Genomic DNA, 25,364 nt, shown 5'->3' on the forward strand with positions numbered 1-25,364 from the left:
GTTGCGCGAATCGGTGTGAAACCATCAACACGGGGGCATCCGGACGGACTGATCCACCCGTTCGCAGGGCGCGCCCCCGCAAAGACGAACCTGTAGCTCAGCTGTGACGCCCGCGGACAATGCACCGTGCTATGCTCCCGCCGTGGTATAAGCTGCCGCCGGGCGACCCCATCGTGTTGCGGCAGCGAGCGGCGCTGGGGTTTCACGGAATGGCGCAGAAGATCCTCGTCGTTGACGACGACAAAATGCTTCGCGATACGATCGAGTTCGTGCTCTTGACCCAGGGGTACGAAGTCATGATGGCTGTCCACGGTATGGAAGCCCTCCGCATCCTCCAGCGCGAAACGCCCGACGTCATTATTCTGGACCTCAATATGCCGGTCATGGACGGGGTTGAATTCGCGCGGCAGTATCGCCGCAGCGGCGCTGCCGCGCCCATCATCCTGTGCACGGCCGACGACCCGTCCGTCGCAGGCATCAAGATCGGCGCGGCGGAGGTGCTGCGGAAACCGTTCGGTTTCTCTGCGCTGCTGGCAGCGGTGGAACGGCTTGCACACGGCAGCGCCGCGGCCGACGTCGGTGGAGCGTACGAGCCCCAACCGGCACGGAATGGGGCCGGCCGGCGAAAAATAGAAGAGCGCGGCCATGTCTCCGCCGCGGAGCCGAGGGTGGCCGTCGCAGCGGAGCACGAAGATGCGCCGCGCCCCGTAAATGGCACGACGGTTCCTTGCCGCGGCTGCCGCGCGATGATTCCCAGCCACCTCGCCTACTTCCTGCGCGGATACAAGGGTTACCGCTGCAGAACCTGCCACGACGCCCTCATCGATCGCATCGCCCGCCGTCAAGCCGCGCGGCCGCCTCGGAACCTCTTGACGCGTTGAGCGCCGCGGCCCGAGGTTCGGCCGGTCTCTAGGCGCAGTCCGGTTCCCGCCGCGCTCCCCGCGCGGCTTTTTAGGACACGATGTCCCACTCCTCCGCGTTCCACGGCTCGTTCGCGACGTCACCGCGGCCGGTCACGTTCTTCAGGCGGTTGGACACCATCGTCGGCTCGGTCGAGTAGAACAGCGGCAGCATGCTGAGCTGGCTCGTTTGGATGTTGACGACCTGCGCGAGCGCCCGATTCCGCTCGCTCTTGGGGATCGTCGTGAGATATCGATTGATCGCCTCGTCAAGGTCAGGATTGCTGTATCGGGAGTTGTTCCCTCCACCGGCGAAGTGGTTCTCGGGAAGCGCAGCGGACGTGCTGAGGTAACGACGAATCCCAGCTGACGTCAACGTGTTGCCGGTCTGGACCAGCTCGAACGCCGGGAACTGTGCGCGATACTCCCGGTCCTGGGCAAGCTGCGGGGAGACGAGATTTTGATCGACACCAACCCCCAGCTGCTCCCACGCGTTCGCGACGGCGGCCGTGGTCGGCGGGTGGATCGCGTTCTGCACCGTCGTGCGCAGCTCGACGGTGAGACGCTGGCCGGATCCATCCAGGTAATACCCGTCGCTGCCCTTCCGATATCCGAGCCCCTCGACGAGCTGCGCGGCGCGTCGGATATCGAAGTCGTACTTGACGATGCTGTCCTGGATCGCCTGGTACTCAGGAATGGACGGGTTGACCCAGGTGTACGAGATCTGCGACTGCCCGGCCATGATGCTGTCGACCAGTTGCTGGCGGTCGAGGGCGTGGAGCATCGCCTGCCTGAATCGCAGGTTGGTGACGACGGCGGGATTGGAGTTGACGAATTGCACGTTGATAGGCGTCCACGCGCGTGTCGTCAGCACCCAGGTGCCGTTCCACTGGTCCTTGATCTGGAGCGCTTGGTCGAGGGACAGCGCGCGCCCGATGGTGAGATCGGCGCCCGACAGGAGGTTCGCTGCGAGGGTCGTTGGGTCCTGGATGAAGCGCACTTCGATCTCGTCGATCCGGGGCCGCCCCAGGATGTACTTGGGGTTCGCCTCTGCCACGATGTGGCTGTCCAACACCCAGTCACGGACTTTGAACGGGCCGGTCCCGACGTACTCGCTGGACCAGTACGGGACACCGAGGAAATTTGCCTTGTCCTCGGTATATGCCCGCTCGAGCAGGTGCTTGGGTAACGGGAGAACGACCTCCTCGCTGAACAGCAGGTCGGCCTCGATGTACGGGTGACTCCACGTCACGACCACCGTCCGCGCGTCGGGTGCGTCCACGTGGTCGATGAGACTGTGGACGTTGTTCCGAGCGAATCCGACGTCGGGGTCCTGGTCGACCGAAAGGGTGAAGAGGAGATCGTCGGTCGTAAAGGGGTGGCCGTCCTGCCAGGAAGCTCCCTCTTTGATCTTCCACGTCGTGACCATTTGGCCATCCGACTGGACCTGCCAGAGGCCGTTGTCAACGGTCGGGACGTTCTCTGCGAGGAGCGGCAGCAGCTCGCCGTGGTAATTCGCGTGGACCAGCCCAACGTGAAGCAGCTGCTGGAGCGCGTCGAGGCCGGGTACGCTGGACACGCTCCCACTTGGATTCGTCCGTTCTCGCGCCATCGAGGGCGGATCCCCCCGAAGGCCAATCGTCATGCGCTTCGGTCCAGATGCGCTGCGCGCGCCGTCGGCGCCTCCGTCGACCGCGCCGCGGCTCGGAGTCGTGGCGCATCCAGTGACGATGAAGGCAACCATGGCAAGCGACCCGAGAGATTTGGCGACGTGCATCATTGCTCCTTCACTGTGCCTCCTCCGCGATGCATGGCGGAGAAGGGCATTGTACGCTCGCCGCCGAATGCCAAGGACGGCGCCGATGCTTACAATCAACTGCACGAATGCAAGGCGGGGTAAGGATGAGCTTGAACGGTCACATCGTTGTGGACATGGATACGCACATCCGCGAGTATGCGGATCTCGACCGAACGTTTATGCCGCACATGGATCCGGAGCATCGCGAAGAATATCAGCTCCTCTCGACTGCGGTGGCGAAGCGACGAGAGGCGGGCCTCACCACGGCCCTGTTTATGCACCCGCAGGCCCTAGTGGAGCCGTCAGACGAGTCCCGGCCCCTCGGCGTGTACGACACCTTCGGCGTGGTGCGGGACGAGCAACGGCCCCGCCACGTCGAGGAGGCGCGCGGCGGCGCCAAGGAGCGCATCCCCACCGCCGTCCACTGGGACCCAGCCATTCGCCTGGAGGGCATGGACCGCGCGCTGACGGATGTCTGTGTGATCTTTCCGAGCGCAGCGACGAGCTTCTGCGCGTTCCGGAACGTGCGATTCGAGAGCGCGATGCATCGGGCATACCATCGCTACGCCGAGAACTACTGCGCGGAGTCGGACGGGCGGCTGCGCTGGGCGTTCGTCGCGAACTTGCGCGACGTGGGGTCGACCGTCGCCGAGCTGACCGAATGGGCGGAGCGGGATGACAACCTCGTCGGCGTAATGTTTCCCCCGTCCTGCCCGGACGGCCGTCTGCTGGATAACCCAGACCTCCATCCCATCTACGCCCGCGCCCAGGACCTCGATCTCCCGATCCTCATCCACGGCGGCGTCCTCCGCCCGCCGTACACCGCCGGCGCGACCGAGCTGGGCCACGCGGGCTTCATCATCCGCGCCGTCTATCAACCCTGGGCGGGCATGACCGCGGTCAGCGCGTTGATTGGCGGCGGCGTGTTCGATCTCTTCCCCAGACTCCGAGCCGCCGTCTTCGAGACGGGCGCTGGCTGGCTGCCGTGGCTCATCGAGCAGCTCGACGATGGCTTCGAGGGACATCCGCACTTGGCCCCGAACTTGAAGCGGCGGCCATCGGACCTTGTCGCGGAGGGCCGGCTGTTTCACGCGGTCGAGTCGAGCGAGCGGTACATACCGCACTGCGTGGATGCGCTCGGGGAGGACGTGTGGCTCTTCGCGACGGACTACCCGCACACCGGGAGTCCGTGGCCGCGCGGAGTCCAGAACATCGCGGAGCGGCCGGAGCTGTCGGAGGGCGCGAAGGCCAAGATCCTCGGCGAGAATGCGCTGCGTCTCTGCCCGAGGCTCGCTACTTCTCCCAGGAAATGATCGCGAGCTGCGGGCGGCGCGCGAACCCCAGCCGGCCGTCGACGGTGACCAACGACTCCGCCAGCGACTCACGGATCCGCGCGTCGTGCGATGTATCGGACGCGGCGATGCCGAGATACTGGCGCGCTTCCGCGATGGCATCGTCGATCCCGTCGTAACGCCCGCCAAGGGCTGAACGGACCAGCTCGACATCGGGCCGGATGCCCAGAGAAAAGAGCAGGTTGTACAGCTCGAGGAATCCCGCTTCCGGCGCACGTCGAGACCCGATCTCGTCCCACACGGGCCCGAGGACGCTGCCCATCTCCTCGACGCGGTGGAGGATGAAGCAAACGCGGGTTGCGCTGCGATCGAGCTTGTCGATGAACGAGACGGCGTCGGGAACGAAGTACAGCACATTCGCGACGAATGCGACGTCGTGGGGTTCGACGACCGCTTCGTCCCAGGTTCCCGGCACCAATCGCACGTTCTGCACGCCGCGCGCTCGCGCCTCCTCCTCAAAAGCCGCGCGCATGCCGGGGGATGGCTCAACGGCAGTGACGCGTCCGACATCTGGCGCGATCGCCAGAGCGTAGCGACCAGCGCCCGCGCCGACGTCGAGGACCGAGTCGGTCGGCCGGACGGCTCGACGCAGAGCGAGGACAAAAGGATCGGTCGCCGCGTCGAGCGAGCGAGTGAGGTGCGCGAAGCGCGCGGCACGTCCGTCCCACCTATCGCGGCCGACGGCTGTCACGGTCGCGTCGGCGGCGTGGCGCGCCTCGACGGTGCTCCTCCAGCGAGCGGCCCAGTCGATATCTCCCGCAACGATGGGCGCATTCCGCTCCGCCACTCGGCTCATGCCCGTTACCCCCGGCGCGTTTCCACGCGATGATCCAGCGAGTCTACCACGGAGAACGCCGGCCGCGGTCCGGAGCGGTTCCGGCTACTCCCCAAGGATCTGCACGACCAGCTCGCGGCTGCGAGGGCGGACGTCGAAATCGACCAGCACGATCTGCTGCCACACGCCGAGCGCCATTCGTCCGTCCTCCACGGGCACCGTGACGGACGGGCCGAGAAGGGAGGCGCGCACGTGACTATGGCCGTTCGCGTCGCCCTCGGTGAGGTTGTGGCGATAGGGCTGCGACTCCGGCGCGATGCGATCAAAAAAGTCCCTGAGGTCTTGCACGAGGCCGGGCTCGTACTCCACGGTCGTGAGGGCCGCGGTCGAGCCTGGCACGAACACGGTGACGATGCCGCCGCGGATGCCGGCCGATCGCACCGTGTTCGCGACGTCGCGGGTCACGTCGATAACGTCATTTCGGCCACGGGTCTGGTACGTCAGGCGGTGCGAGCTGATCATGGCGCCTCCGAATTGCTGATGAGATGGTAACGCGGGGTGGGTCCGCGGTCCGGCGAGGCGCCCGGGCCCGGACGACGGGTATCATCCCCGTGGCACTCCCCGCCAAGAACTGACCGCGTGAAACGCCTCTTTGCCCAGAGATCTCCTGATACGCTGCTGTCCATCGACGTGCCCGCGTTCATTCTGGCGGCGGGCGTGGCGCTGAACGCCGTCTCGACCACCCCGCGACGGAGAGGCCCGGAAGGCCTTGTTTCGCTTGGTGGTGGTACGATTTGACTGCGATGCCCAATGACGTACGTTGGCTGGCGCTCGCGCGGGCCATGGTCACGGCGGCCGTCGGATTCGTCCTCCTCCAGTGGCCGTCAATCGGGCCGGTGTCCACCGAGGCGCGCGCACCGGCGTGTTCCGGCGACCCGATGGGATCGCCCACCTTCGTCTATCCCAGCGATGGCAGCGTTCTGCGTACCGACGACGACTACGTGTTCGCGGTCGCGCCGGTTAACGGAGCTACTGCCTATCGCTGGGAGCTTTCTCAGCACGGCGCGCCGGTCGTCTCGACAGTCGAGCCAGTCGGCGGGTTCCCGGACCTCGGCTACGAGCTGCTCCACTCCTTGGCATACGCCGCGGAGGCGAATTGGTACGTGAGCGCTGAGGATTCTCTGCCGCCTCCTGCGCTCACGCCCGGCATTACGTTCGCGGTTGAGGTGGGGACCGCCGCCCACAAGGGCATCGAGGTCGGCGATCTCACGGCTCTCGTCAGCGCGGAGGTGTGCGGCCGATGGACGCCCGACGCGACGACGCGAGTGGAGATCACCTGCGACACGGTCGGGCCGGACGGACCTGCACCCGTTTTTCCGGATAGCTGCACATAGGCCACCGTGGCCCACCCGCTCCGGCCGGTCTTACCCCGTGCCACTCCCGACGCGGAGCGTTACACAAGCCAGCGAATGAGCATCGTGGCGATGCCCAGGTAGATTAGGTTCCCCATCAGGTCCGAGAGCATCGTATCGAACACACCTGCGATGGTGGCCGGGTCAATGCCGATCTTGCGAAGGGTCATGGGCAGGATCACGCCGGTCGTCGACGCGACAATCGCGATGTTGAGGAAGAGCGCCCCGCCGGCGATGACTCCCAGCATCGCGTTTCCCTTCCAAAAGAACGCGATCGTTCCCAGGATCATGCCGAACGTCCCGCCCTTGATGATCCCCACGCCCCACTCGCGGAGCAGAACGCGGAACGTGTCGCCCGGTGTTACCTCTCCCAGGGCCAGGGAGCGGATCACGATGGTCGCCGTCTGAATTCCCGCGTTCCCCGCCTGTCCGGTGATGACCGGGATGAACACGGCGAGGACCGCTGCGCGTTCGATGGTCCCCTGAAAACCACTGATGATGAACGCGGACCCCAGTGACCAGAGCATGTTGAATGCCAGCCACGGGACCCGGCGCCGAGCAGACTCCAGCATCGGGCTCGTGGCGCGCTCCTTCACGCCGATCCCCGCCATGCGATACATGTCCTCGGTTGCCTCTTGCTCGACAACTTCGAGGACGTCGTCGACGGTGATCACGCCGAGCAGTCGGTCGCCTTCCGCGACGACCGGGAGGGCCAGCAGGTTATGCTCGGTGAGCAGGCGCGCCGCAACCTCCTGGTCGGCGCCGGCGGGCACCCGAAGCACCTGCCGGCGCATCACGTCGCTGATGCGCGCCTGCGGCTCCGCGAGCACGAGGTCGCGCAGGCTCACGACGCCAAGAAGCCGATCGTCGGAGTCGGTCACGTACACGGCGTAGATCGTCTCGGCATTCGGGGCCCGGGTGCGAATGAGCCGCATCGCCGCGGCAACGGTCAGGTGCGGAGCGATGGACACGACCTCCGGGGTCATCCGGCCCCCCGCGGTCTCCGGCGGGTAGTTCAAGAGATCCCGGATGTCCCTGGCCTCGTCGTGCTCCATCTCGGCGAGGATCCCTTCGGCTTCGGCGACGGCCAGCTCCTCGACCACATCGGTGGCGTCGTCCGGCTCCATGTCTTCCAGGATGTCCGCGGCGATGGTTCGGCTGAACCGCGCGATGAGCCGGGCCGCTTCGCTCGAGTCCAGCTCGGCGATGGCGTCGGCGAACCGCTCGCTGCCGAGTCGGTTCTGGAGCCGGGCAAGCTCGAGCGCGTCCAGCCGGAGGAGGACGTCGGCCAGCTCGGATGGACGGAGCGCGAGGACGGCCGCCTCGGCATCCTGGACACGACCTTCGTCCAGCGACTGGCGAAGGGCGCGTACGTCGATCGCGGTGGGCTGCAGGCGCATAGCTGCACCTCCAAACGAGGGATGGGTGCAGACAATCGACTTGCGCTGAGCGGGCAACGACGAGCTAACGGTGGGAGGGGTTCTCCGCTTGGATCCGGACCATGTTGGGGATCCCCGTGAGAGGGGACGGCGACCGTCCGAGGGGGGAGGAGGCTACGGGAGCCGACTCACACGCGGACCTACGGCCACCGCGAGCAGAGCTGCCTGCTGCGCTATTCGGTTGTCGCCGGGTTCGCGTTGACGAGGTAAGTCGTCCACACAGTCCCTTTCTGGCGTCGGGCCTCCCAACGCCACCGTTATGGTACGTCGCGCGGAATTGCTGCGACAACACGTCATTCGGCCGTCCGGACACGATGCGGGACCCAGGACGAACGACACCGTCCGCGGATCGCGCGGTCGTGTCCTTCAGCGACAAGCCCGCAAAGGTGGTGCACAGCACCTTTAGCGTGCGCTGGCCAAGATCGAGCCGCTCGCGGTCGGCCCGTTGGCCTTGCCGTCATGGCTCGGTTCTCCAGGGAGAGCCGACGCGGTACGATCGCGCTGCGCGCGAATCAAGCCGGAGACGTGCTCGACGCACCGTTTTACCATGCGCGGCTCCCCGCGTCGCCGGTCGGCTAACGACGCGAGGGCTGTGCGCGCACCCTGGCCAGCGACTCGCTGCCGCTAGCTCAGTGTGCCACCACGGGCCGCATGGGCACGACGCCCAACAACACTGCCGCGAGGCCCGCCAGCGCCGAGCCAAAGGCGAAGGGCGCCCAGGGGCCGACGGCTTGCCACAACCCGCCCGCGATGACGCTCGCCGGCAGAAGGGCGATGGCGGTCGCCGCCGCGTAGGTGCCCAGGGCAGTTGCACGCGATTCGGCGGGCACCAGATCGGTCACGAGCGCCTTTGCGACCCCCTCGCTGGCAGCGTAGTAGACGCTGTAGAGCAGGAACAGCGCCCCGACGGTGAGCGCGTTTCCGGCGACCGCGAACCCGACGTATACGGCCGCGAAGATAACGTAGCTCAGGATCATCAGCGGGCGTCGCCCGACGCGGTCGGAGAGCATGCCGGCCGGCGTCGAGAGCAGCGCATAGAGCGCGTTGAATCCGAAGTAGGCGAGGGGGATCGCGGCGACCGCCATACCGACATTTTGGGCGCGCAGGATGAGGAACGCGTCCGATGAGTTCCCGACGGCGAAGAGCACGGAGATCCCCGTGAACAGGGCGAACGATCGCCCCAGCCCGCTGAATCCGAGGCGAGGAAGCTGGCCGTGCTTCGGGACCATCGGGCGGTCTTTGACCAGCCAGATCGCCCCGATGATCGTCGCGATACAGGGAACCGACGTAAACCAGAAGACGGCCCGGGCGTTGTTCATCGTGACGGCCAGGATTGCCGCCGCCACGAGGGGGCCGATGGCGGCGCCGGCCGTGTCCATGGATTGGTGGAATCCGAACGCCTTGCCGCGCTCGGCAGCCTCCACGCTGTCGGCGATGAGGGCGTCCCGCGGAGCACCCCGGATGCCTTTGCCGAAGCGGTCACTGAAGCGAATGGCGAGCACCTGCGGCCAGGCGGTGCTCAAGGCCAAGAGCGGCTTGACCAGGTTCGAGAAACAGTAGCCCGCCACGACGAGCTGTTTTCGTCGCCCAATCCGGTCGGAGAACCAGCCGGAGAAGATCCGCAGCACGGCGGCCGTGCTCTCGGCGACGCCCTCGATCAGGCCAACGGCGGCCGGCGGCGCACCCAGCGTGGCGGTGAGAAACACCGGGAGGACGGGCACGATCATCTCGCCCGAGATGTCCGTGAGCAGGCTGACGACCCCGATGGCGAACACGTTGCGGGGCAGCCCCGCGGACCACCACGATCGTGTGGACGCGCTATCGGCCGTTGGAGACGCGATCGCCATCTTCTCCCTCCATCTCAGTTCACGCGCGGCGCGTCGACGTGACTCATCCCCTGAGATCCCATTCATGGATGAAATCCAACAAACCAGCCTCGTGTTTTGCCGGCGGGAGGTTCACGACGCGATGCGGAATCAGCTGGGGCTCGATGAGGTGGTACAGGCCAATCCATCCCACGTCGTCGGACAGGAGATGCACGATCTGGCGGCCCCACTCCATCCGCTCATCCCAGGGTACCGTGGTGAAGTACTTGTCGATGGCGGTGTCCATCTCCGGGCGGCTATAGCGCGAGTTGTTGCCGGACACGAGGTAGTTGTTCTCCGGCAGCGCAATGGCCTTGCTGTGGAAGCTCCGCGCGTAGTCCATCGTGCCCGCCTGGCGCTTGAGGTCGAAGGCGGGGAACGTGGCGCGGAACTCGGCATCGCTCGCGCGCTGGGGCGGCACCAGGAACCGCTCGACCTCCGCGCCGAGACGCTGCCAATCGTCCGCGCTCGCGAACATGGCCTTTTCCTGGGTCACGTCGCCCTGGCTCGTTCGAATCTGAAACGCCAGGGTCTGGCCCGATCGGTCCAGGAGCTTCCCATCCGCGCCCCTGGTATACCCGAGGGTTTCCAGCAATCGGAGCGCGCGGGTAGGGTCGAACGGGTACTTGACGATCGCCGACTCGACGTACGGGTATTCGGGCTCCAGGGGACTCAAGAACGTGTCCCCCAGGGGCACCTCACCGGGCTGTAAGGAGTCGGCCATGGTTCTCCGATCGAGGGCGTACAGCATGGCCCGTTTGAAGTCGACGTTCGACACAACCGACGGCGTCGGGTTGATGTGCTGCGGGTAAATCTGCAACATGCTGCGCAGGCTCGTCTGCAGCCGGCCCGCGTCCCATTGCTGCACGACGGACTGGGCCCACTCGACGTCGATCCTCCCGCCCCAGGAGGTTTCGACGTCCCCGGCCAGGATGTTGGCCGCCAGGGTATTGGGGTCCGGGATGAACTTCACCACGACCTCGTCGATTTTGGGCTTGCCCGCCACGTACCGGTCATTCGCCTCGAAGACGAGGTGGCTGCCAGCCTCCCAGGTCTTGATCTTGAACGGTCCCGTGCCGACGAAATCGGTGCTCCAGTAGGGGCTTTCAATGAAATGCTCCTTGTCCGTCAGGTAGGCCTGCTCGAGCTTGTGCTTCGCGACGGGGAGCGCGATTTCGAATGAAAAGAGCTGATCCGCGTTGATGAATGGCTTCGTCCAATGCGCGATGGCGGTGCGGCTGTCCACCGCCTCGACGGTACCGAGGGCGTCATAGGCGACGTGGTTGAAGATGGGAAGCTCCTTGTCGCGCACCATCGTCGCCGTGAAGAGAAGGTCGTCGGTGGTGAAAGGCGTGCCGTCCTGCCAGACCGCCCCCTCACGGATGGTCCACTGCACCTCCATCTGCCCGTCCGGAGAGAGTCTCCAGAGCCCATTCTCGATCGTCGGCGCGTCCGTGGCGAGACGCGGGGCGCGGCCGCTCTCATCCGGCGCCGGGACGGTCAAGCCCGTCTCGACCAGGCGCTCGAGGGAGTCGATACCCGGGATGTTCGACCGCGGGTTCAGCTTCTGGTACACCGTGTGCGGGTTGCCGCGGATGGCCGCGGTGAATCGCTTGGGACCGGCCGACGCCTGCTGGCGGCTCACCTGCGCCGCGGGCCGGCTCGCCGGCGGCTCCGCGCAGCCCGTCGCCGCGACGACGAGGACCAATCCGAGGGCTATTGCGCGGACGCACCGATTCATGCGCGCCTCTCCTTCGCCGCGCACCGTCCCGGCGCGACGGAACCTTGAGCGTCAGCCAAGTATAGGCCGCCATCCTGCGCCATGCGGCGGCACGCGCCCCGGACCGCGATGCTTTTTTGACGCACCCCGGCGCCGGTGGTAGAGTCCCCGGGCCGGGCGCCCAGCCCGATTGCATCGCTCGACAGCCCAGCCTCAGGAGGACCTCATGGCAGCCGCTCCCGCATTCGCCGTCCTCGGCCGCCCGATCCCCCGCGTGGAGGGCCTGGACAAGGTCACCGGGCGCGCCCACTACACCGCGGACGTGGTGCCTGCGAACACGCTGTGGGCCAAAAATGTGCTCAGCCCGCTTCCCCATGCCCGAATCGTGGCCATCGACACGGCGCGGGCGCTGCGGGTCCCGGGGGTGCGGGCGGTCCTCACCGCGGCGGACGTCCCATTCCGGCGCATCGGGCGCCGGCTCAAGGACTACCCGATCCTGGCCAGGGAGCGCGTCCTCTACGTCGGGGAGCGCGTGGCCGTCGTCGCCGCCGAGAGCCGCGACGCGGCGGAGGAAGCGGCGCTGCTCGTCGACGTGGAGTACGAGGAGCTGCCGGCGGTGTTCGACGCGCTCGAGGCGATGGAGGCGGACGCCCCGATCCTCCATCCAGACCTGCGCTCGTATGTCGGATTTCCGGAGTACGTGCCGGCCGACCTGCGCAACGTGCACGCGCGCGTCACCATCGACCGGGGAAACGTCGATGAGGCCTTCGCCCGCGCGGACCTTGTCCTCGAGCACACGTTTCGCACCGGTACGATGCACCAGGGGTTCATCGAGCCGCATGCGACGGTCGTCGCGATCGATGACGGCGGGCGCGTGGAGATCTGGCAGGCCAATAAGGCCAATTTCCGAAACAAAGAGGAGATGGCCGGGATCATCGACCTGCCGCCCGAGCAGATCGTCTACCACGCCGTCAGCGTGGGTGGGGATTTTGGGGGCAAGGGCGCGCCGGGCGACGCGCCCGCCGGGTACCACCTGGCCCGGATCACCGGCCGCCCCATCAAGTTCATCAACACGAATCAGGAAGAGCTGAGCGCCGGCAGCCCGCGTCACCCGTCGGTGACGAGAATCAAGTCGGGCGTGATGCGCGACGGCACCGTCATCGCCCGCGACGTCTTCATCGTTTACAACAGCGGCGCCTATGGCGGGCTTCGACCCAACGTGATGGACGGGATGCTGCCCGGCGCGGGACAGGCCGGGAACCAGTACGCGCCGCCCAATCTCCGGGTCGACGGGCGGATGGTCTACACCAACGAGATCCCGCGCACCTACATGCGCTCGCCCGGGCAGCCGCAGGCCGTCTTCGCCCTCGAGGCTCACATGGACCTGCTCGCCCGGGCCGTCGGCATGGACCCGCTGGAGTTTCGCGCGAAAAACCTCGGGCCAAGCCCGGACGGCGGCGAGCCCGTCGCGACCACACTGCTGCGGTCCGCGGCGCAAGCGGTGGGCTGGGGCGCGCCGAAGGCCGCGTTCGTCGGGCGCGGCGTCGCGATGGCGAGCCGGAACATGGGCGGGGGCCCGGGGTCGTCGGACGTGACGCTGCACCCGGATGGCACGGTGACCGCCATTACCTCAGCGCCCGACGTGGGAACGGGAACGATGACCGTGGTCGCGGCGGTGGTGGCCGAGTCCCTCGGGCTGCCCGTCGAGCGCGTCGCGGTGGTGCACGGGGACACGGACACCTTCCCCAACGACACCGAAGCCGGCGCCAGCCGCATGACGAACTCGGCCGGCCACGCCGCCATCGCGGCCTGCGACCAGCTCAAGGAGCAGCTCACGCCGCTGGCGGCCGCCATGCTGGGCGCCTCCGCGGCCACGTGGGACAATGGCGGGTGGCGCTCACCCGACGGGCGATGGGTGTCGATCGAAGACCTCGCCGGGGAGATGATCAAACCGGGCGATCCGGTGGCCAACGTCCACCTCACCGTCACGGTGCCGGGCGGCAAGGAGCCCGAGCGTTCCGCCCAGGCGGCCGAAGTCGAGGTCGATCCGGAGACCGGGCAGGTGACCGTGCGGCGGCTGGCATCGGCGCAGGCGGTAGGCACGATCATCAATGAGACGGCGCATCAGGGTCAGATCGATGGCTGCGTGGTCCAGGGCTTCGGCTACGCCTTGACCGAGGAGCTGGTCTTGCAGGATGGCCGGGTGGCCACGGCGCATTTCGGGGACTACAAGCTGCCGACCATCGCCGACGTGCCACCCCTAACGACCATCAACGTTCAATCTCATGGCGAGGGCCCGTTTGGCGCCCAGGCCATCGGCGAGACGCCGGTCGTCCCGACGCCGGCCGCCATCGCGAACGCCGTCGCCGACGCCATCGGCGTGCCCGTGACCGAGCTTCCTCTGAGCGCCGAACGCGTGCTCGATCTCATCGCTCGCAAGACCGGCCGCTAGCGTGGCGCTGATCCTCGGACGTTCGGAGGTTGAAGGGCTCCTCGACCTCGAGAGCGCCATGACCGCGCTGGAAGAGGTCATGACGGAGGAGATCGAGGGCACCACGTTCCACATGCCGTCGTGGGGCGGAGGATCCACAAAGCGTCGAACGTTTCGTCTGGTGGGCGGGGGCCTCTACGGCATGAAGCGCATGGGCGTTCGCACCCAGGCGGGCGTCCAGCTCTTCGACACGGATACCGGCCGACTGCTCGCCATCGTGGGGGCGAGCACGGGCGACCTCCGGACGGGCGCCACGATGGCCCTGGCCGCGCGTTACCTGGCTCGGCCCGATGCCCGGACGATCGGTTTTCTCGGAAGTGGCCGCAGCGCTCCCACCATTCTGCAGTGCCTCGTCGCCGTGCGGCCCATCGCATCGGCGCGCGTCTACAGCCCGACCCGCGCCCACCGAGAGGCATTCGCCGAACGAGAGACCGCGGCGCTCGGCATCCCGGTCGTGGCGATGGAGACGGCGGCGGAGGCGATCGACGGAGCGGACATCGTCGCCGTTGCGACCAACTCCCGCACCGCCGTCGTCGGGTACGACGACGTGCGACCGGGCGTACACGTGACGAGCATGGGGTACACCACGGAGCTGGCCGAGGACCTTTACGTCCGCGCCGACCAGTTCGTCGTCCCCAGCCGCGAGCAGGAGATCGAGGCGGCGAGCCCGGTCGCCCATCCGCACATCGAGGGAACCCTGTACCTGATGGTTCGCGACGGCCGGTACGATCCGCGAACGATGATCGAGCTGGGGTCCATCATCCGCGGCGACGTGGCGCCGAGGAACGGACCGCACGACGTCACCGTGTTCCGCGACTCCCGGGGGGGCGTCGGGGACGTCGCACTGGCGAACTGGGTGTACGAGCGAGCCCGCGAGCGCGGCTTGGGGATCGAGGTCGATCTCTAACCAGCCCATCTGCGCGGTGGCCCTTCCCGCTGTCGCATACGATGCCGCCGCTGCGCGGTTTCCGTTAAGATGATTTGAAGATCAAACCACATTCGTTCTGGAGCTGGCCGTGAGCGCCAAATCGCCTGTCGGCTCTCCTCCGGAGGTGGCCGAGTCGGACGGCGCGTCGTCGCCGAAAGCGGCGGGGCGCACCGTCGTCCGTGTGCTGCCGCGACTTCATCGGCAGATCATCGCCGAGCTGCAGCGGACGCCCGACACCGGCGACATGACGTGGCCGCAGTTTCGGGTCCTCGGCTTTCTCAGCGAACGCGACTACCGCGCATCCGAGCTGGCGAGCGCGCTCCAGATCGATCGCTCGACCCTCACGACCGTGGGCGACGGACTGGTGCGCCGTGGGCTCGTGGAACGGGTCCGCGACCTGCCGGGCGATCGGCGTGGCGTCCTGCTCCGCCTCACCGCGCGCGGCCGTGCCCTGCACGGCGTTCTCAAGGACCGCGCTATCGCCCACGTGGCCGAGCTGCTGGCCAGCGCGGATCCGGCGGAATGCGCCGGGCTCGTTGACGGCCTCGAAGCGCTGGAGCGCGGGCTCTGTCAGGCGTCAGCCGCCGAACAGCAGCGCGTGGGCGTGTAGATGCAGGAGCGGCCTTCACCTCCTCCTCGGGAGCGGGATGGCGATCCGGCCGGTGCGGACGGGCAGACGATCGCCGAACCGGTCGCGACCAACGGCCACACCGTCGCATCCGCCGCGCGGCCCGCGCCGTCGGAGCCGGCGGCGTCGAACTTGCCGCCCCCGTCCACCAGACGGCGACGGCTGTTGCTCATCGTCCCGATCCTCTTCATCGTCGGCGCCGTGGCGCTGTTCGTCGGTCTGCGATTCTGGGTCGAATCCACGTACTTTGTGATGACCGACAACGCCGAGGTCACGGGGTCCATGGTGCAGGTCGGGTCCCTCAACGCCGGGCGCATCGTCCAGGCGACGGTGGACGTTGGACAGACGGTCACGAAAGACCAGGTTGTGGCTGTGGTGGCCGTTCCGCAGCAGGTGGGCAACGTTCCGCTCACGGATCAGCCAATCCTGGACCAGACCGGCAGCGTCAACGCGCAGGTCCCGGTCCGCTCGCCCATCGACGGGGTTGTCGCAGCGCGGATGGGGAGCGTCGGCGGGACCGTGAGCGCCGGGCAGGCGATCTACACGCTCGTCGACCCGCGGCACATTTGGGTTCAGGCGAACATCGACGAAGACAAGGTTTCCCGCGTGCAGCCGGGTCAGGAGGTCGAGGTGCACTCGGTGGCGCTGGGGAAGAGTTTTCAAGGGCGCGTGCGGGCGGTGGCGCCGGCCAGCGCCGCCACGTTCTCGCTGCTGCCCGCTCAGAACCTGTCTGGGAACTTCAACAAGGTCACGCAGTGGGTCCCCGTGAAGATCGACGTCGACACCGGTGGCGAGGTGCTTCCGCTCGGCACGTCCGTCGACGTGCGCATCCGCGTTCAGGAGGGCGGCGGGGTGCCGTGGCTTCCATAGCGGCGCCGCTCTCAGCCCGCCGCGCGGCGCTGGCCGGGATCGCGTATCACTGGCAGGCGCTCTTCGTCGTCGTCCTCGGGACGTTCATGGTGGTGCTGGACACGACCATCGTGAACATCGCCCTGCCGAAGATCATGCAGATCTTTCAGAGCAGCGTCGACGAGGGCGACATGGTGCTGACGGGATACATGCTGGCGCTGGCCATCGTGATGCCGGCCACGGGGTACCTATCCGATCGCTTCGGCTCGAAGCGCGCGTACATCATCACCATCACCCTGTTCACGGTGGGATCGCTGCTCTGCGGGCTGGCGCCCAACATGCCCGGGCTCATCGTCTTTCGCGTCCTGCAGGGCCTCGGCGGGGGGATGCTCCAGCCCCTGGGAATGAGCATCCTGTACACGTCGGCGCCGATGGACAAGCGGGGGACCATCATGGGCGTCTTCGGGCTGCCCTTGCTGATCGCGCCCGCCATCGGCCCGACCCTTGGCGGCTACCTCGTGGAGTACGTCGACTGGCGATGGATCTTCACCCTGAACGTGCCGGTCGGCATCATGGCGGCGGGCGCCGGCATCCTGATCCTCCGCGAGACGCCCAGGCAGGCCGGCGGCCGGTTCGACTGGGCAGGCTTCACGCTGGCCGCGATCGGATTCTCGTCCGCCCTGCTCGCCCTCTCGAAGGGGCCCGGCGACGGATGGACCGCGCCGCACATCGTGGCGCTGTACCTCGTGACGGCGGCAGCCCTCCCGTGCTGGGTCGTCGTGGAGCTGGCGCAGGACGACCCGATGCTCGACCTGTCCGTTCTTCGGGACCGGACCTACCTGGTCGCGCAGCTCGTCACGATGGTGGCGACGGTGGGGCTCTACTCGCTACTCCTGCTCCTGCCCCTCTTTCTCCAGAACGTGCGCGGGCTGGGCGCGATGGAGACGGGCATCCTGCTGCTGCCGAACGCCATCGCCGCGGCGATCTCGATGCCGATCGCGGGGCGGCTGGTGGATAAGGTGGGGGCACGGCCGCTGGCGGTCCCCGGGATGCTGGCGCTGGCCGGGGCCACGTGGATGGTCTCCAGCATCGCGCCCGGGACGTCGGACGACTATCTCCGTCTGGCGCTCGTGATCCGAGGATTCGCGACCGGGGCCATGTTCATGCCCGTCATGGCGGTTGCGATGGACAGCATCGCGCCGCCGAAGATCCCGCGAGCCACGGCGCTCTCCAACGTAATGCGCCAGCTCGCCGGCGCCTTCGCGACGGCGATGTTCGCGAGCCTGTTTCTCGACCACACGCGGCTGCACGCCGCGGCGCTGACGCAGGTCGTCACGCCAGCCTCGATCACCGCGGTCAACATTCTGAATGCCACGAAGACCGCGATGATGCAGCTCGGCTACTCCGCCGCCGACGCCCAGCGCATCGGGCTGCTTGCCCTGACGAAGGAAGTGGAACTGGCCGCGACCGTCCGGGCCTTCGACGACTGCTTCCGGATCGCGACGATCGCGGCGCTGGCCGGCGTGCTGCCCGCGTTCTTCCTGACCGGGCGGCGGATGTCCGCGCGAGGTCGGCGCGAGGTGGTCGCCGAGGCGGGGTAGCGCCGGCCGACGACGGTGGCGAGGGATCCGGCCGGCCGGGACGCTCGGCCCGCCCCCCAGCGCGCTGGCGACCGGATTTGGCGCGATCCCGCCGGATCTCGGAGAGGCCGGCTACGGCCAGACGCGACGAACGTCCGCGCCCTTGAGCCCTAAAGGTCACAACGGGGTCGCGCGGACGAAAAGTGAGACAAGCGGGTTTGCTTGGCGTCCCCATTCGGGGGTATGCGTTACTCCGAACGACGGAGGATGGAGTGAGAAGGGTTTCTTCCGCGGGCCCGTACTACCGGATCGGCAGCGGGCTCTCGATGGCAACGTCGAGGAGATACGGGCCGTCGTGGGCGAACGCGGCGCGGAGCGCTGTCGCCAGCTCATCCGGTCGCTCGACCCGCTTCGCCGGCACGCCCATCGCCTCCGCGATGCGATCGAATCGCAGCGGCGGCTCCGCCAGGTCCATGCCCACGAATCGCCTGCCCCGCGCCGCTGGGCCCAGATACTCCAGCATGTTGAGCTTCAGGATCCGATAGCTGGCGTTACTCAGCATCACGAAAGTGGCGGGGATCCGATGGTGCGCGGCCGTCCAGAGCGCGGTGATGCTGTACATGGCCGCGCCGTCGGAGCACACGCCGACCACCTTCCGGTCCGGCCGGGCGAGCTGGGCGCCGAGGGTGCCCGGCAGGCCGGTGCCGATCCCGCCGCCCCTGCCGTTCATCATCTGCTCCGGCGCGCTGGGCGCGAGGGCGGCGAGCAGGTGCGGCTGATTCGTGCCGGCCTCCGAGAACACCAGCGCGTCGTCGGGGAGGGCCTCTCGCAGCTCGTGCATCAGCCTCGGCGCGGAGATCGGGTCCGCGTCCCATCGCGCCCGCGATTCCTCCTCGCGCTGTCGCCTCGCGCTCGCCGTACCCTCGGCGATCGCGGTCGTGCGCGCCCGCGCCTCCACCTGCTGCTCGGTCGACATGCGGCTCCGGATGGCCGTTGAGAGATCCGCGAGGGCGCTCTTCGGGTCGCAGAGCATGGTCAGGTCGGCCGGTATGTTCTTGTTCAGTTCCCACGATACGGCGTCGATCTGGATCAGCTTCGTTGTCGGCGCCAGAACGGGCTCGGTGCTGGGGAAGATGATCTGAAAGAGCGGCGCACCCACGCATAGCAGCACGTCGCAGTCCGCCAGCCGCTCGCGAAGGCCCGCCGGGCCGCCGGTGAAGGGGATCGGGCCCAGATTGAGCGGGTGCGCCGCGGGCACATTGAATTCCGACGCGTAGTTCTCAAAGATCGGGGCGCCGATCAGCTCCGCCAGGTCAACAAGCTCGGCCTGGGCCTCCGCCAGGGCGACGCGGTCGCCCGCGAGGATCATCGGGCGTCGCGCCGCCAGCAGCAGCTCCGCCGCTCGATCGGTCGCCTCCCGGCCGGGGCGGCTGCGCCAATCGGTGTACGCTGTCGGGCGGATCTCCACCTCCGCCTCTTCGTCGAGCACGTCGCACGGCATCGCCAGAAAGACGGGGCCCCGCGGGGGCTCGGCCGCGACCTTAAACGCCCGCCGCAGGGCCTGGGGCACGTCGCGGGCGTGCTCGACCTGGTAGGCCCACTTGGTCACCGGGCGCGCCATGTCGACGAGGGCGGCGGAGAGGTGCGGCTCCTGGAATAGCGCTCGGGTTTCCGATTGGCCGGCATATACGACCAGCGGCGATTGACCCACCCGCGCGTTGTGCATCATGCCCATGGCGTTGCCCAGGCCCGGCGCGATGTGCACCTCGACGAAGGCCGGCGCACGCGTCAGGCGCGCATAGGCATCGGCCATGGAGATCGCCACGCCCTCGTGTAGCGCCAGGACGTACTCGATCTGCGGGTAGTCCTGCAGGGCGTCCATGAAACCCTGCTCGGTCGTGCCGGGATTGCCGAACACGAAGCGCACGCCGTCGGCGACGAGCTGCTCCAAGATCGCGCGCTTGCCGGACACATACATGGTCTCGCTCCGCCCGGAGATCCCGCTCGTGAACCAACGCGTTGTACCAGTTTTGTCGTGATCGACGCGTGACGTCCGTCGAGATACCTCTGTTATGTCGTTCGGCGAATTTGCGAACGTTGCGCCGTTAAACTGCCGATTGCGTATCCTCGCGAGAGGTGACCCAATGGCATACGCATCTATTGCTCTCGACGCACAGCGTGCCGCGATCGTACAGGATCTGTTTCGCCTCGCCTTCTGTCGTCAGCTCGCGGAGAATGGCGCATCGGTGTCCGGCTGCGGCACGACGGAGGCGTGGAGGCTCAGCGAGGGCGAGTTAACCACGCTTATCGAAGACTATGCGACGTGGCTTCGGCAGACCCAGCGGTCTGACGAAGCGGACGTGCTTCTGAACTCTGCATTTGGATCGGGAGCCGCATTTGCCTTGACCTAACGAACCTCCTCATCCTTCCTCCCACCGCGCACGGTTGGACTTAAGCCTCACAACCGTGTACGATCCCTCGCGAAGGTCGATTGGTTTCTCCATCGATCGATGCCGAGGTCGATGCTGTACTCTCGTGCAGCGAAGCTGGACATAACGGCTTTTCATTGCACGTTGATGCGGTATAATCCGTCCTTCCTCGGTCAGGCGAGGATCTGCGCGTTGGCTGACGACATCCTAGTGAGGAGGCAAGGAGTGAAGGCGGCTCTTGCGCTAAAGCGCTGGCAAATTGTCCCTGTGCTGGTCATTCTTTTGATGTTTGGTGCGACGACGCTTCCGGCACAGGCCCAATATGGCTATCCCTACGGCTACGGTTATGGCAACTACGGCGCTCCATACAGCGGTTATTACGGAAACTCCTACTCGGGCTACTACGGAAATTACTACTCCGGCTACTATCCGTACTCGGGCTACTACGGGAACTACTACTCGAGCTATTACCCATATTCGTACGGCTACAACAGCTACTACCCATATTCGTACGGCTACAACAGTTACTACCCGTACTCGTACGGCTACAATAGCTACTATCCGTACTCGGGGTACTACGGGAATTACTACTCGGGCTACTATGGCTATCCGACTTACGGGTATGGCTACTACAACGGCTACTACCCGGGCTATGCCTACGCGTACGGCGGGCTCACCGCGCCCACTGGCCTGACGGTCACCAGCAACACGGGCAATACCGTGACGCTCTCGTGGACGGCTTCGGTGGGAGCTATCACGTACCAGGTCCTGGAATCAACGGCCGGCGGTCCATACGTCGCCGTGACCAGCACGCCCTCTTCGGCCACGACGGCGTCGGTCGCCAATCTGGTAACCGGCGTCGTCTACAGCTTCGAGGTGGTCGCTGTCGATGCGTACGGCCACCAGAGCACTCCGTCCACCCCCGTCACCGTGACGGCGGGGAGTGGCGGAACCGGGCTCACCGCCCCGACCGGCCTCGCCCTCGCCGGTAAGCCATCCAGCACAAGCGCCACGATCACGTGGACGGCGGTTACTGCCGCGTCGTCGTATCGCGTCTACCAGTCCACCGCGGGGAGCGCGTTCGTTCTGGTCTCGACCACGTTGACCAACAGCGCAACCGTGGCCGGGCTCACGCCCGGCGTGAGCTATTCGTTCGAAGTGATCGCCATGGACGCCGGCGGCAATGCGAGTCCGCCGTCGCAGCCTCTCACCTTCACCCAGTAGCGCGCACCTCGGATCGCAAACCATCGCGCAGGGGGACGGGGGATCGCAGAGATGCGCTTCCCTGTCCCCCATGCGCGTCAGTTGACACGCGCGCCTCGCGGATTACAATGGCCCGCTGTCGCGGGCTGGCTCAATCGTGTGCTCGCCAGGGGCGTGAGGCACGGCCGCGCGGCGTTATGAAGTACAACCGAGGCGTGGAATGGATCGGTGCGCGCGAGCGGTGGCCATGGTCGGGGCCGTAATCCTCCTCGCGGCCTGCGCGAGGACGACCGGTCCATCCGCGAATCCGTCGACCGGGGCGGGGCGCGCTGCGCCCAGCAGCGCGCCCCTCAAGCGCATCGTCGCCGGCGTGATCTCCGATCCGTTCACGTTGAACTCGATGATCAATACGGCCGGCGGCAACACCATGCCTGGGGTCCCCGAGCTCGAGCAGATGCTGAATGCGGGTCTCGCGCAGACGTCGGACAGCGGCATGGCTCCGCTGCTGGCGGAACAGGTCCCGACCATCGAGAACGGCGCCTGGCGCGTCGCGCCGGACGGCTCGATGGAGACGACGTGGCGGATTCGGGGTGACGCGCGATGGCACGATGGGACCGCGCTCACGGCGAACGACCTGCAGTTCACCGTCCAGGTGTTGAAGGACCCGGACTTCCCCGCGTTTCGGAATCGAATTTACGACCTGATCACCCGCATCGAGACGCCGGACGACCGCACGGCCGTGGTCTACTGGTCGCAGATCGACATCAGCGCCGACCGGCTCTTCAGCTTTACCAACGATAACCTCGCCCTGCCGATGCCGGAGCACATCCTGGCGCCCGCCTTCGCCGCGGATAAGGCGACGTTCATCGATCTCCCGTACTGGAGCGAGCAGTTCGTCGGCACCGGGCCGTTCAGGCTGCGAACGTGGGTGGCCGACAGCCATCTCATCATGGAAGCCAACGATCAGTTCATCCTCGGTCGGCCGAAGATCGATCAGGTCGAAGTGCGCTTCATCCCCGATCCGAACGCCATGGTTGCCAGCATCCTCGCGGGCGTGGTAGAGATCACCCTCGGGCGCGGCTTCACCCCCGAGCAGGCCGGCGAGGTGGCCGACCAGTGGCGCGATGGTCACATGATCACCGCGCCGGCGCGCTGGGTCGTCATCTTCCCGCAGCTCCTGACGCCCAGCCCGGCCATCGTCGGCGACGTGCAATTTCGGCGCGCCCTCCTTCACGCCCTCGACCGCCAGCATCTGATGGAGGTCTACGAGCGCGGAGCCACGGCCGTCGCCGACAGCCTGCTCGAGCCAAATCAGCCGCAGTACGCCGACATCGAGAAGCGCGTCGCCCGCTACCCGTATGATCCGCGTCGGGCCCTGCAGATTCTCGACGGCCTCGGATTTCGACAGGGCTCGGATGGTGCGCTGCGCGATGCGGCCGGCCAGCCGCTGGCGTTCGAGGCGCGAACGCCCGACGTGGGGCCGAACCAGCAGATGAACTTGGCCGTGGTGGCCGACTGGAAGGCGGTCGGCCTGAGTCCCGACATCGTCGTGGTCCCTCGCCAGCGGCTGGGCGACAATGAGTACCGTTGGACGTTTCCCAGCTTCGAGCTGACCAAGCGCGCGCACGACGTGAAATCGCTGGCGAACTTCCACAGCTCGCAGACGCCCCTCCCCGAGAACCACTTCCTCGGAAGCAACGTGTCGCGCTACATGAGCCCCGAGTTCGACCGGATGCTGGACCGATACTTCTCGACCATCTCGGTGAGCGAGCGGACGAAGGCTCTGGGCGATATCGTCGCGACGTTCTCCGAGAACGTCCTGGCCCTCGGACTGTTCTACGATCACGAACCGGCGCTCGTGGCGAATCGCATTCAGAACGTCGTTGGAGCTCACCGGCTCGATACGACGGAGACGTGGAACGCCGACAAATGGGATGTGGACTGAAAGGAGACGGACAGCCGTGAGCATCGTGATCGACACGGACGCCCATTTCTTCCCGGTGGACGCCTTCGATGACGAGACCAGTCGCCGCCGATTCCGCAGCCGCTGGCCCCGCGTTCAATTCGACGCTCTGGGCCGCGACTTCATCGTATTCCCGGAGCAGTTCGATAAGCTGAGCCCGTACCAGCGGAGCATCCCGTGCTCGCTCATCCCCGGCAGGCACCATCCGGGCTACTACGATCCGGCCCCGCGGGAGCAGTGGCTCGACGAGGCCGGCATCGACATGCAGGTCCTCGTGCCGTCGCCGGCCACGTTCACCTATCACTGCGAGCCCGAGCTGGGCGCCGCCGTGTGCCGCTCGTACAACGACGCCATCGCTCGGGTCCTGAAGGCGCACCCGGGGCGCTTCATCGGTCTGGCGGTTCTTCCGATGCAGGACCCGGTCGCCGCGGTCGAGGAGCTCGATCGCGCGACCCTTGAGCTGGGGATCCACGCGCCCCTCGTGATCTCCAACGTGAACGACAAGAACTTGAACGAGTACGAGTTCTGGCCGGTCTACGAGCGCATGGAGCTCCTCGGCGTTCCCCTCATCGTGCATGGCAATCGCAACGGTCCGACCGTCGGCCTCGATCGCCTGCCGCACATGCACATGGATAACGCGCTGGGCTTTCTCTTCGAGGGGTCGTTGGCGATTGCCAGCCTCATCATGTACGGCGTGCTGGACATGTATCCGAAGCTTCGCGTCGGCGTCCTCGAAACGGGCGCCGGCTATCTCACGTATCTCATGGATCGCCTCGAGGAGATCTACGAGATGGAAACGTTCGGCGGCATCAGCCCGTATCAGGGAAAGCGGGTGAAGGACTTGATCCTCAAGCGGCCGAGGGAATACATGGACCAATTCTGGGTCTGCTTCAACGTCGGCGCCGAGGCGCGCAATGTCCCGCACGTCGTTCGCCAGTTCGGAGCGGACCGGTTCATGGTGAACAGCGACTTTCCCCACGGAGTCGGTGGCGCCGGCGAAGGAATGGTGGACATCGTGAACGGCATCGATGAGATCAGCCGGTCCGAAAAGGACACGCTGCTCGGTCTGGCCGCGTGCGAGCTGTTCGCCATCGATCCAGAGACCCGCCAGCAGAGGCGGCCGGCCGCCGTGTAGCGCGGCGCCGGGGACCGCCCAGCCCAACTTTCGCCCGGATTTCAGTTCCCATGACCGATACGACAAGGAGCGCAGATGGCATCAAACGGAAAAGTCGCGCTGGTGACGGGAGCGGACTCGGATGTCGGCGCGGCGATCGTCCAGCGGTTCGCCCGCGAGGGATTCCAGGTCGCCGCGTGCGGAGCTTCTCGCGAGCGCGCGAAGCCGGCGCTGGAGGGGGCGGCGGCTCACGGAGCCGCCGCCGAGTTCTTTGAGCTCGACGTTCGCAAGGAAAGCGACGCGGCGCGGTTCGTCCAAGGCGCGGTCGACCGTTTCGGCAGGATCGACGCAATCGTGAACTGCGGCGCCTCGCGGCGGATCATCGGCACGATCATGGACATCTCCGACGAGGACTTCGACGAGGAGATGGCGGCGGACCTGAAATCTGTCCTTTACGTCTCGCGGGCCGCGATCCCAACGATCGCGAAGGGGGGCGGCGGCGCGATCGTCAATATGTCGTCCATCGCCCGCGCCGGCGTGCGAGGACGAGCGCTTCGATCGGCCAGCAAGGCGGCGTTGAGCGCGCTCACGCGGGCGATGGCGCTCGACCACGGGCGGGACGCAATCCGCGTCAACGCCGTCCTGCTTGGGCCCACCCTGTCACGAGACGCCCACTTCCCTCCGGAGCAGCTCGCTCGCATGAAGGCGGAGGCTGCCCTCGGCGAGCTGCACACAGCGGAAGATGTGGCCGCGGCCGTGTATTTCTTCGCGTCGGATGACGCGCGGCACATCACGGGGGCGCTCCTTCCGCTGGACGCTGGACGGTCTCTCGCGAGCTTTTGATCCGGCGAGCGGCCACCCAGACGGGCAGCGCGTTGTTCACCTGCGAGCGTCACCGCGCACGCGCGCTATGATGTGC

The 25,364-nt window shown here is 66.9% G+C and carries 20 protein-coding genes; 13 read left to right on the forward strand and 7 right to left on the reverse strand.

Annotated elements, in window-relative coordinates; genetic code table 11:
- Nucleotides 1-131 precede the first annotated feature (131 nt).
- The gene (locus tag VFC51_09600; GenBank protein ID HZT07272.1) at nucleotides 132-881 is read left to right on the forward strand and encodes a response regulator; all 750 of its coding nucleotides are present in this window, start codon (nucleotides 132-134) and stop codon (nucleotides 879-881) included.
- Between the two features lie 70 nt (nucleotides 882-951).
- Here the strand turns inward: VFC51_09600 and VFC51_09605 are convergent, their stop codons facing one another.
- Nucleotides 952-2,676: a peptide ABC transporter substrate-binding protein gene (locus tag VFC51_09605; GenBank protein HZT07273.1), complete on the reverse strand. Its 1,725-nt coding sequence runs from the start codon at nucleotides 2,674-2,676 to the stop codon at nucleotides 952-954.
- 125 nt (nucleotides 2,677-2,801) lie between these two features.
- Between VFC51_09605 and VFC51_09610 the strand changes: the two genes are divergently transcribed.
- Nucleotides 2,802-4,010, forward strand: a complete 1,209-nt coding sequence (locus tag VFC51_09610; GenBank protein ID HZT07274.1) for an amidohydrolase family protein — start codon at nucleotides 2,802-2,804, stop codon at nucleotides 4,008-4,010.
- Here the strand turns inward: VFC51_09610 and VFC51_09615 are convergent.
- A complete protein-coding gene (locus tag VFC51_09615; protein ID HZT07275.1) occupies nucleotides 3,991-4,845 on the reverse strand; it encodes a class I SAM-dependent methyltransferase in 855 nt (284 codons plus the stop codon). The two genes, VFC51_09610 and VFC51_09615, sit on opposite strands and share 20 nt — an antisense overlap.
- An 84-nt stretch (nucleotides 4,846-4,929) precedes the next feature.
- A complete protein-coding gene (locus VFC51_09620; GenBank protein ID HZT07276.1) occupies nucleotides 4,930-5,346 on the reverse strand; it encodes a secondary thiamine-phosphate synthase enzyme YjbQ in 417 nt (138 codons plus the stop codon).
- 272 nt (nucleotides 5,347-5,618) lie between these two features.
- Here VFC51_09620 and VFC51_09625 point away from each other — a divergent pair, with 272 nt between their 5' ends.
- Nucleotides 5,619-6,218 (forward strand): hypothetical protein, encoded by a 600-nt coding sequence (locus tag VFC51_09625; protein HZT07277.1) that lies wholly within the window; start codon nucleotides 5,619-5,621, stop codon nucleotides 6,216-6,218.
- Nucleotides 6,219-6,277: 59 nt separating this feature from the next.
- Here VFC51_09625 and mgtE read toward each other — a convergent pair whose 3' ends face one another.
- From mgtE to VFC51_09640, 3 genes are all read right to left on the reverse strand, one after another.
- A complete protein-coding gene (mgtE, locus tag VFC51_09630) occupies nucleotides 6,278-7,636 on the reverse strand; it encodes a magnesium transporter (protein ID HZT07278.1) in 1,359 nt (452 codons plus the stop codon).
- 668 nt (nucleotides 7,637-8,304) lie between these two features.
- Nucleotides 8,305-9,522, reverse strand: a complete 1,218-nt coding sequence (locus VFC51_09635; GenBank protein HZT07279.1) for an MFS transporter — start codon at nucleotides 9,520-9,522, stop codon at nucleotides 8,305-8,307.
- Nucleotides 9,523-9,565: 43 nt separating this feature from the next.
- The gene (locus VFC51_09640) at nucleotides 9,566-11,281 is read right to left on the reverse strand and encodes an ABC transporter substrate-binding protein (GenBank protein HZT07280.1); all 1,716 of its coding nucleotides are present in this window, start codon (nucleotides 11,279-11,281) and stop codon (nucleotides 9,566-9,568) included.
- Nucleotides 11,282-11,486: 205 nt separating this feature from the next.
- Here VFC51_09640 and VFC51_09645 point away from each other — a divergent pair, with 205 nt between their 5' ends.
- The 5 genes from VFC51_09645 to VFC51_09665 all read left to right on the forward strand — a co-directional run bounded on the left by VFC51_09645 (nucleotide 11,487) and on the right by VFC51_09665 (nucleotide 17,757).
- Nucleotides 11,487-13,712, forward strand: a complete 2,226-nt coding sequence (locus VFC51_09645; protein HZT07281.1) for a xanthine dehydrogenase family protein molybdopterin-binding subunit — start codon at nucleotides 11,487-11,489, stop codon at nucleotides 13,710-13,712.
- Nucleotide 13,713: 1 nt separating this feature from the next.
- On the forward strand, nucleotides 13,714-14,658 hold the full coding sequence (locus tag VFC51_09650; GenBank protein ID HZT07282.1) for an ornithine cyclodeaminase family protein: 945 nt from the start codon (nucleotides 13,714-13,716) through the stop codon (nucleotides 14,656-14,658).
- Nucleotides 14,659-14,767: 109 nt separating this feature from the next.
- The gene (locus tag VFC51_09655; protein HZT07283.1) at nucleotides 14,768-15,289 is read left to right on the forward strand and encodes a MarR family transcriptional regulator; all 522 of its coding nucleotides are present in this window, start codon (nucleotides 14,768-14,770) and stop codon (nucleotides 15,287-15,289) included.
- A complete protein-coding gene (locus tag VFC51_09660) occupies nucleotides 15,290-16,177 on the forward strand; it encodes an efflux RND transporter periplasmic adaptor subunit (GenBank protein ID HZT07284.1) in 888 nt (295 codons plus the stop codon). It begins immediately after the preceding gene.
- Complete coding sequence (locus tag VFC51_09665) at nucleotides 16,165-17,757, forward strand: DHA2 family efflux MFS transporter permease subunit (GenBank protein ID HZT07285.1); 1,593 nt, start codon at nucleotides 16,165-16,167, stop codon at nucleotides 17,755-17,757. The genes VFC51_09660 and VFC51_09665 overlap by 13 nt, the downstream gene beginning before the upstream one ends.
- A 280-nt stretch (nucleotides 17,758-18,037) precedes the next feature.
- Here the strand turns inward: VFC51_09665 and VFC51_09670 are convergent, their stop codons facing one another.
- Nucleotides 18,038-19,714 carry a thiamine pyrophosphate-binding protein gene (locus VFC51_09670; protein HZT07286.1) on the reverse strand — a complete coding sequence of 559 codons (1,677 nt, stop codon included), beginning with the start codon at nucleotides 19,712-19,714 and terminating at the stop codon, nucleotides 18,038-18,040.
- Between the two features lie 166 nt (nucleotides 19,715-19,880).
- Here VFC51_09670 and VFC51_09675 point away from each other — a divergent pair, with 166 nt between their 5' ends.
- From VFC51_09675 to VFC51_09695, 5 genes are all read left to right on the forward strand, one after another.
- Nucleotides 19,881-20,147: a hypothetical protein gene (locus VFC51_09675; protein HZT07287.1), complete on the forward strand. Its 267-nt coding sequence runs from the start codon at nucleotides 19,881-19,883 to the stop codon at nucleotides 20,145-20,147.
- Nucleotides 20,148-20,390: 243 nt separating this feature from the next.
- Nucleotides 20,391-21,389 carry a fibronectin type III domain-containing protein gene (locus tag VFC51_09680; GenBank protein ID HZT07288.1) on the forward strand — a complete coding sequence of 333 codons (999 nt, stop codon included), beginning with the start codon at nucleotides 20,391-20,393 and terminating at the stop codon, nucleotides 21,387-21,389.
- Nucleotides 21,390-21,588: 199 nt separating this feature from the next.
- Nucleotides 21,589-23,313, forward strand: coding sequence for an ABC transporter substrate-binding protein (locus VFC51_09685; GenBank protein HZT07289.1), 1,725 nt, complete (start codon nucleotides 21,589-21,591; stop codon nucleotides 23,311-23,313).
- Nucleotides 23,314-23,329: 16 nt separating this feature from the next.
- Entirely contained in the window at nucleotides 23,330-24,466 is a 1,137-nt protein-coding gene (locus VFC51_09690; protein HZT07290.1) for an amidohydrolase family protein, read from the forward strand.
- A 75-nt stretch (nucleotides 24,467-24,541) separates the two neighbouring features.
- Nucleotides 24,542-25,288: an SDR family oxidoreductase gene (locus VFC51_09695; protein HZT07291.1), complete on the forward strand. Its 747-nt coding sequence runs from the start codon at nucleotides 24,542-24,544 to the stop codon at nucleotides 25,286-25,288.
- The last annotated feature ends 76 nt before the right edge of the window (nucleotides 25,289-25,364 follow it).

The sequence above is a fragment of the Chloroflexota bacterium genome (assembly GCA_035652535.1).
Lineage (GTDB): Bacteria > Chloroflexota > UBA6077 > UBA6077 > SHYK01 > DASRDP01.

Excerpts from the sequence above, each read along its gene's own strand:
- VFC51_09675 (HZT07287.1), top strand. The coding sequence starts at position 19,881 with ATGGCATACGCATCTATTGCTCTCGACGCACAGCGTGCCGCGATCGTA.
- VFC51_09670 (HZT07286.1), bottom strand. The coding sequence starts at position 19,714 with ATGTATGTGTCCGGCAAGCGCGCGATCTTGGAGCAGCTCGTCGCCGAC.
- VFC51_09635 (HZT07279.1), bottom strand. The coding sequence starts at position 9,522 with ATGGCGATCGCGTCTCCAACGGCCGATAGCGCGTCCACACGATCGTGG.
- VFC51_09600 (HZT07272.1), top strand. The coding sequence starts at position 132 with ATGCTCCCGCCGTGGTATAAGCTGCCGCCGGGCGACCCCATCGTGTTG.
- VFC51_09645 (HZT07281.1), top strand. The coding sequence starts at position 11,487 with ATGGCAGCCGCTCCCGCATTCGCCGTCCTCGGCCGCCCGATCCCCCGC.
- VFC51_09695 (HZT07291.1), top strand. The coding sequence starts at position 24,542 with ATGGCATCAAACGGAAAAGTCGCGCTGGTGACGGGAGCGGACTCGGAT.
- VFC51_09605 (HZT07273.1), bottom strand. The coding sequence starts at position 2,676 with ATGCACGTCGCCAAATCTCTCGGGTCGCTTGCCATGGTTGCCTTCATC.
- VFC51_09620 (HZT07276.1), bottom strand. The coding sequence starts at position 5,346 with ATGATCAGCTCGCACCGCCTGACGTACCAGACCCGTGGCCGAAATGAC.
- VFC51_09610 (HZT07274.1), top strand. The coding sequence starts at position 2,802 with ATGAGCTTGAACGGTCACATCGTTGTGGACATGGATACGCACATCCGC.
- VFC51_09685 (HZT07289.1), top strand. The coding sequence starts at position 21,589 with ATGGATCGGTGCGCGCGAGCGGTGGCCATGGTCGGGGCCGTAATCCTC.
- VFC51_09660 (HZT07284.1), top strand. The coding sequence starts at position 15,290 with ATGCAGGAGCGGCCTTCACCTCCTCCTCGGGAGCGGGATGGCGATCCG.
- VFC51_09615 (HZT07275.1), bottom strand. The coding sequence starts at position 4,845 with ATGAGCCGAGTGGCGGAGCGGAATGCGCCCATCGTTGCGGGAGATATC.
- mgtE (HZT07278.1), bottom strand. The coding sequence starts at position 7,636 with ATGCGCCTGCAGCCCACCGCGATCGACGTACGCGCCCTTCGCCAGTCG.
- VFC51_09640 (HZT07280.1), bottom strand. The coding sequence starts at position 11,281 with ATGAATCGGTGCGTCCGCGCAATAGCCCTCGGATTGGTCCTCGTCGTC.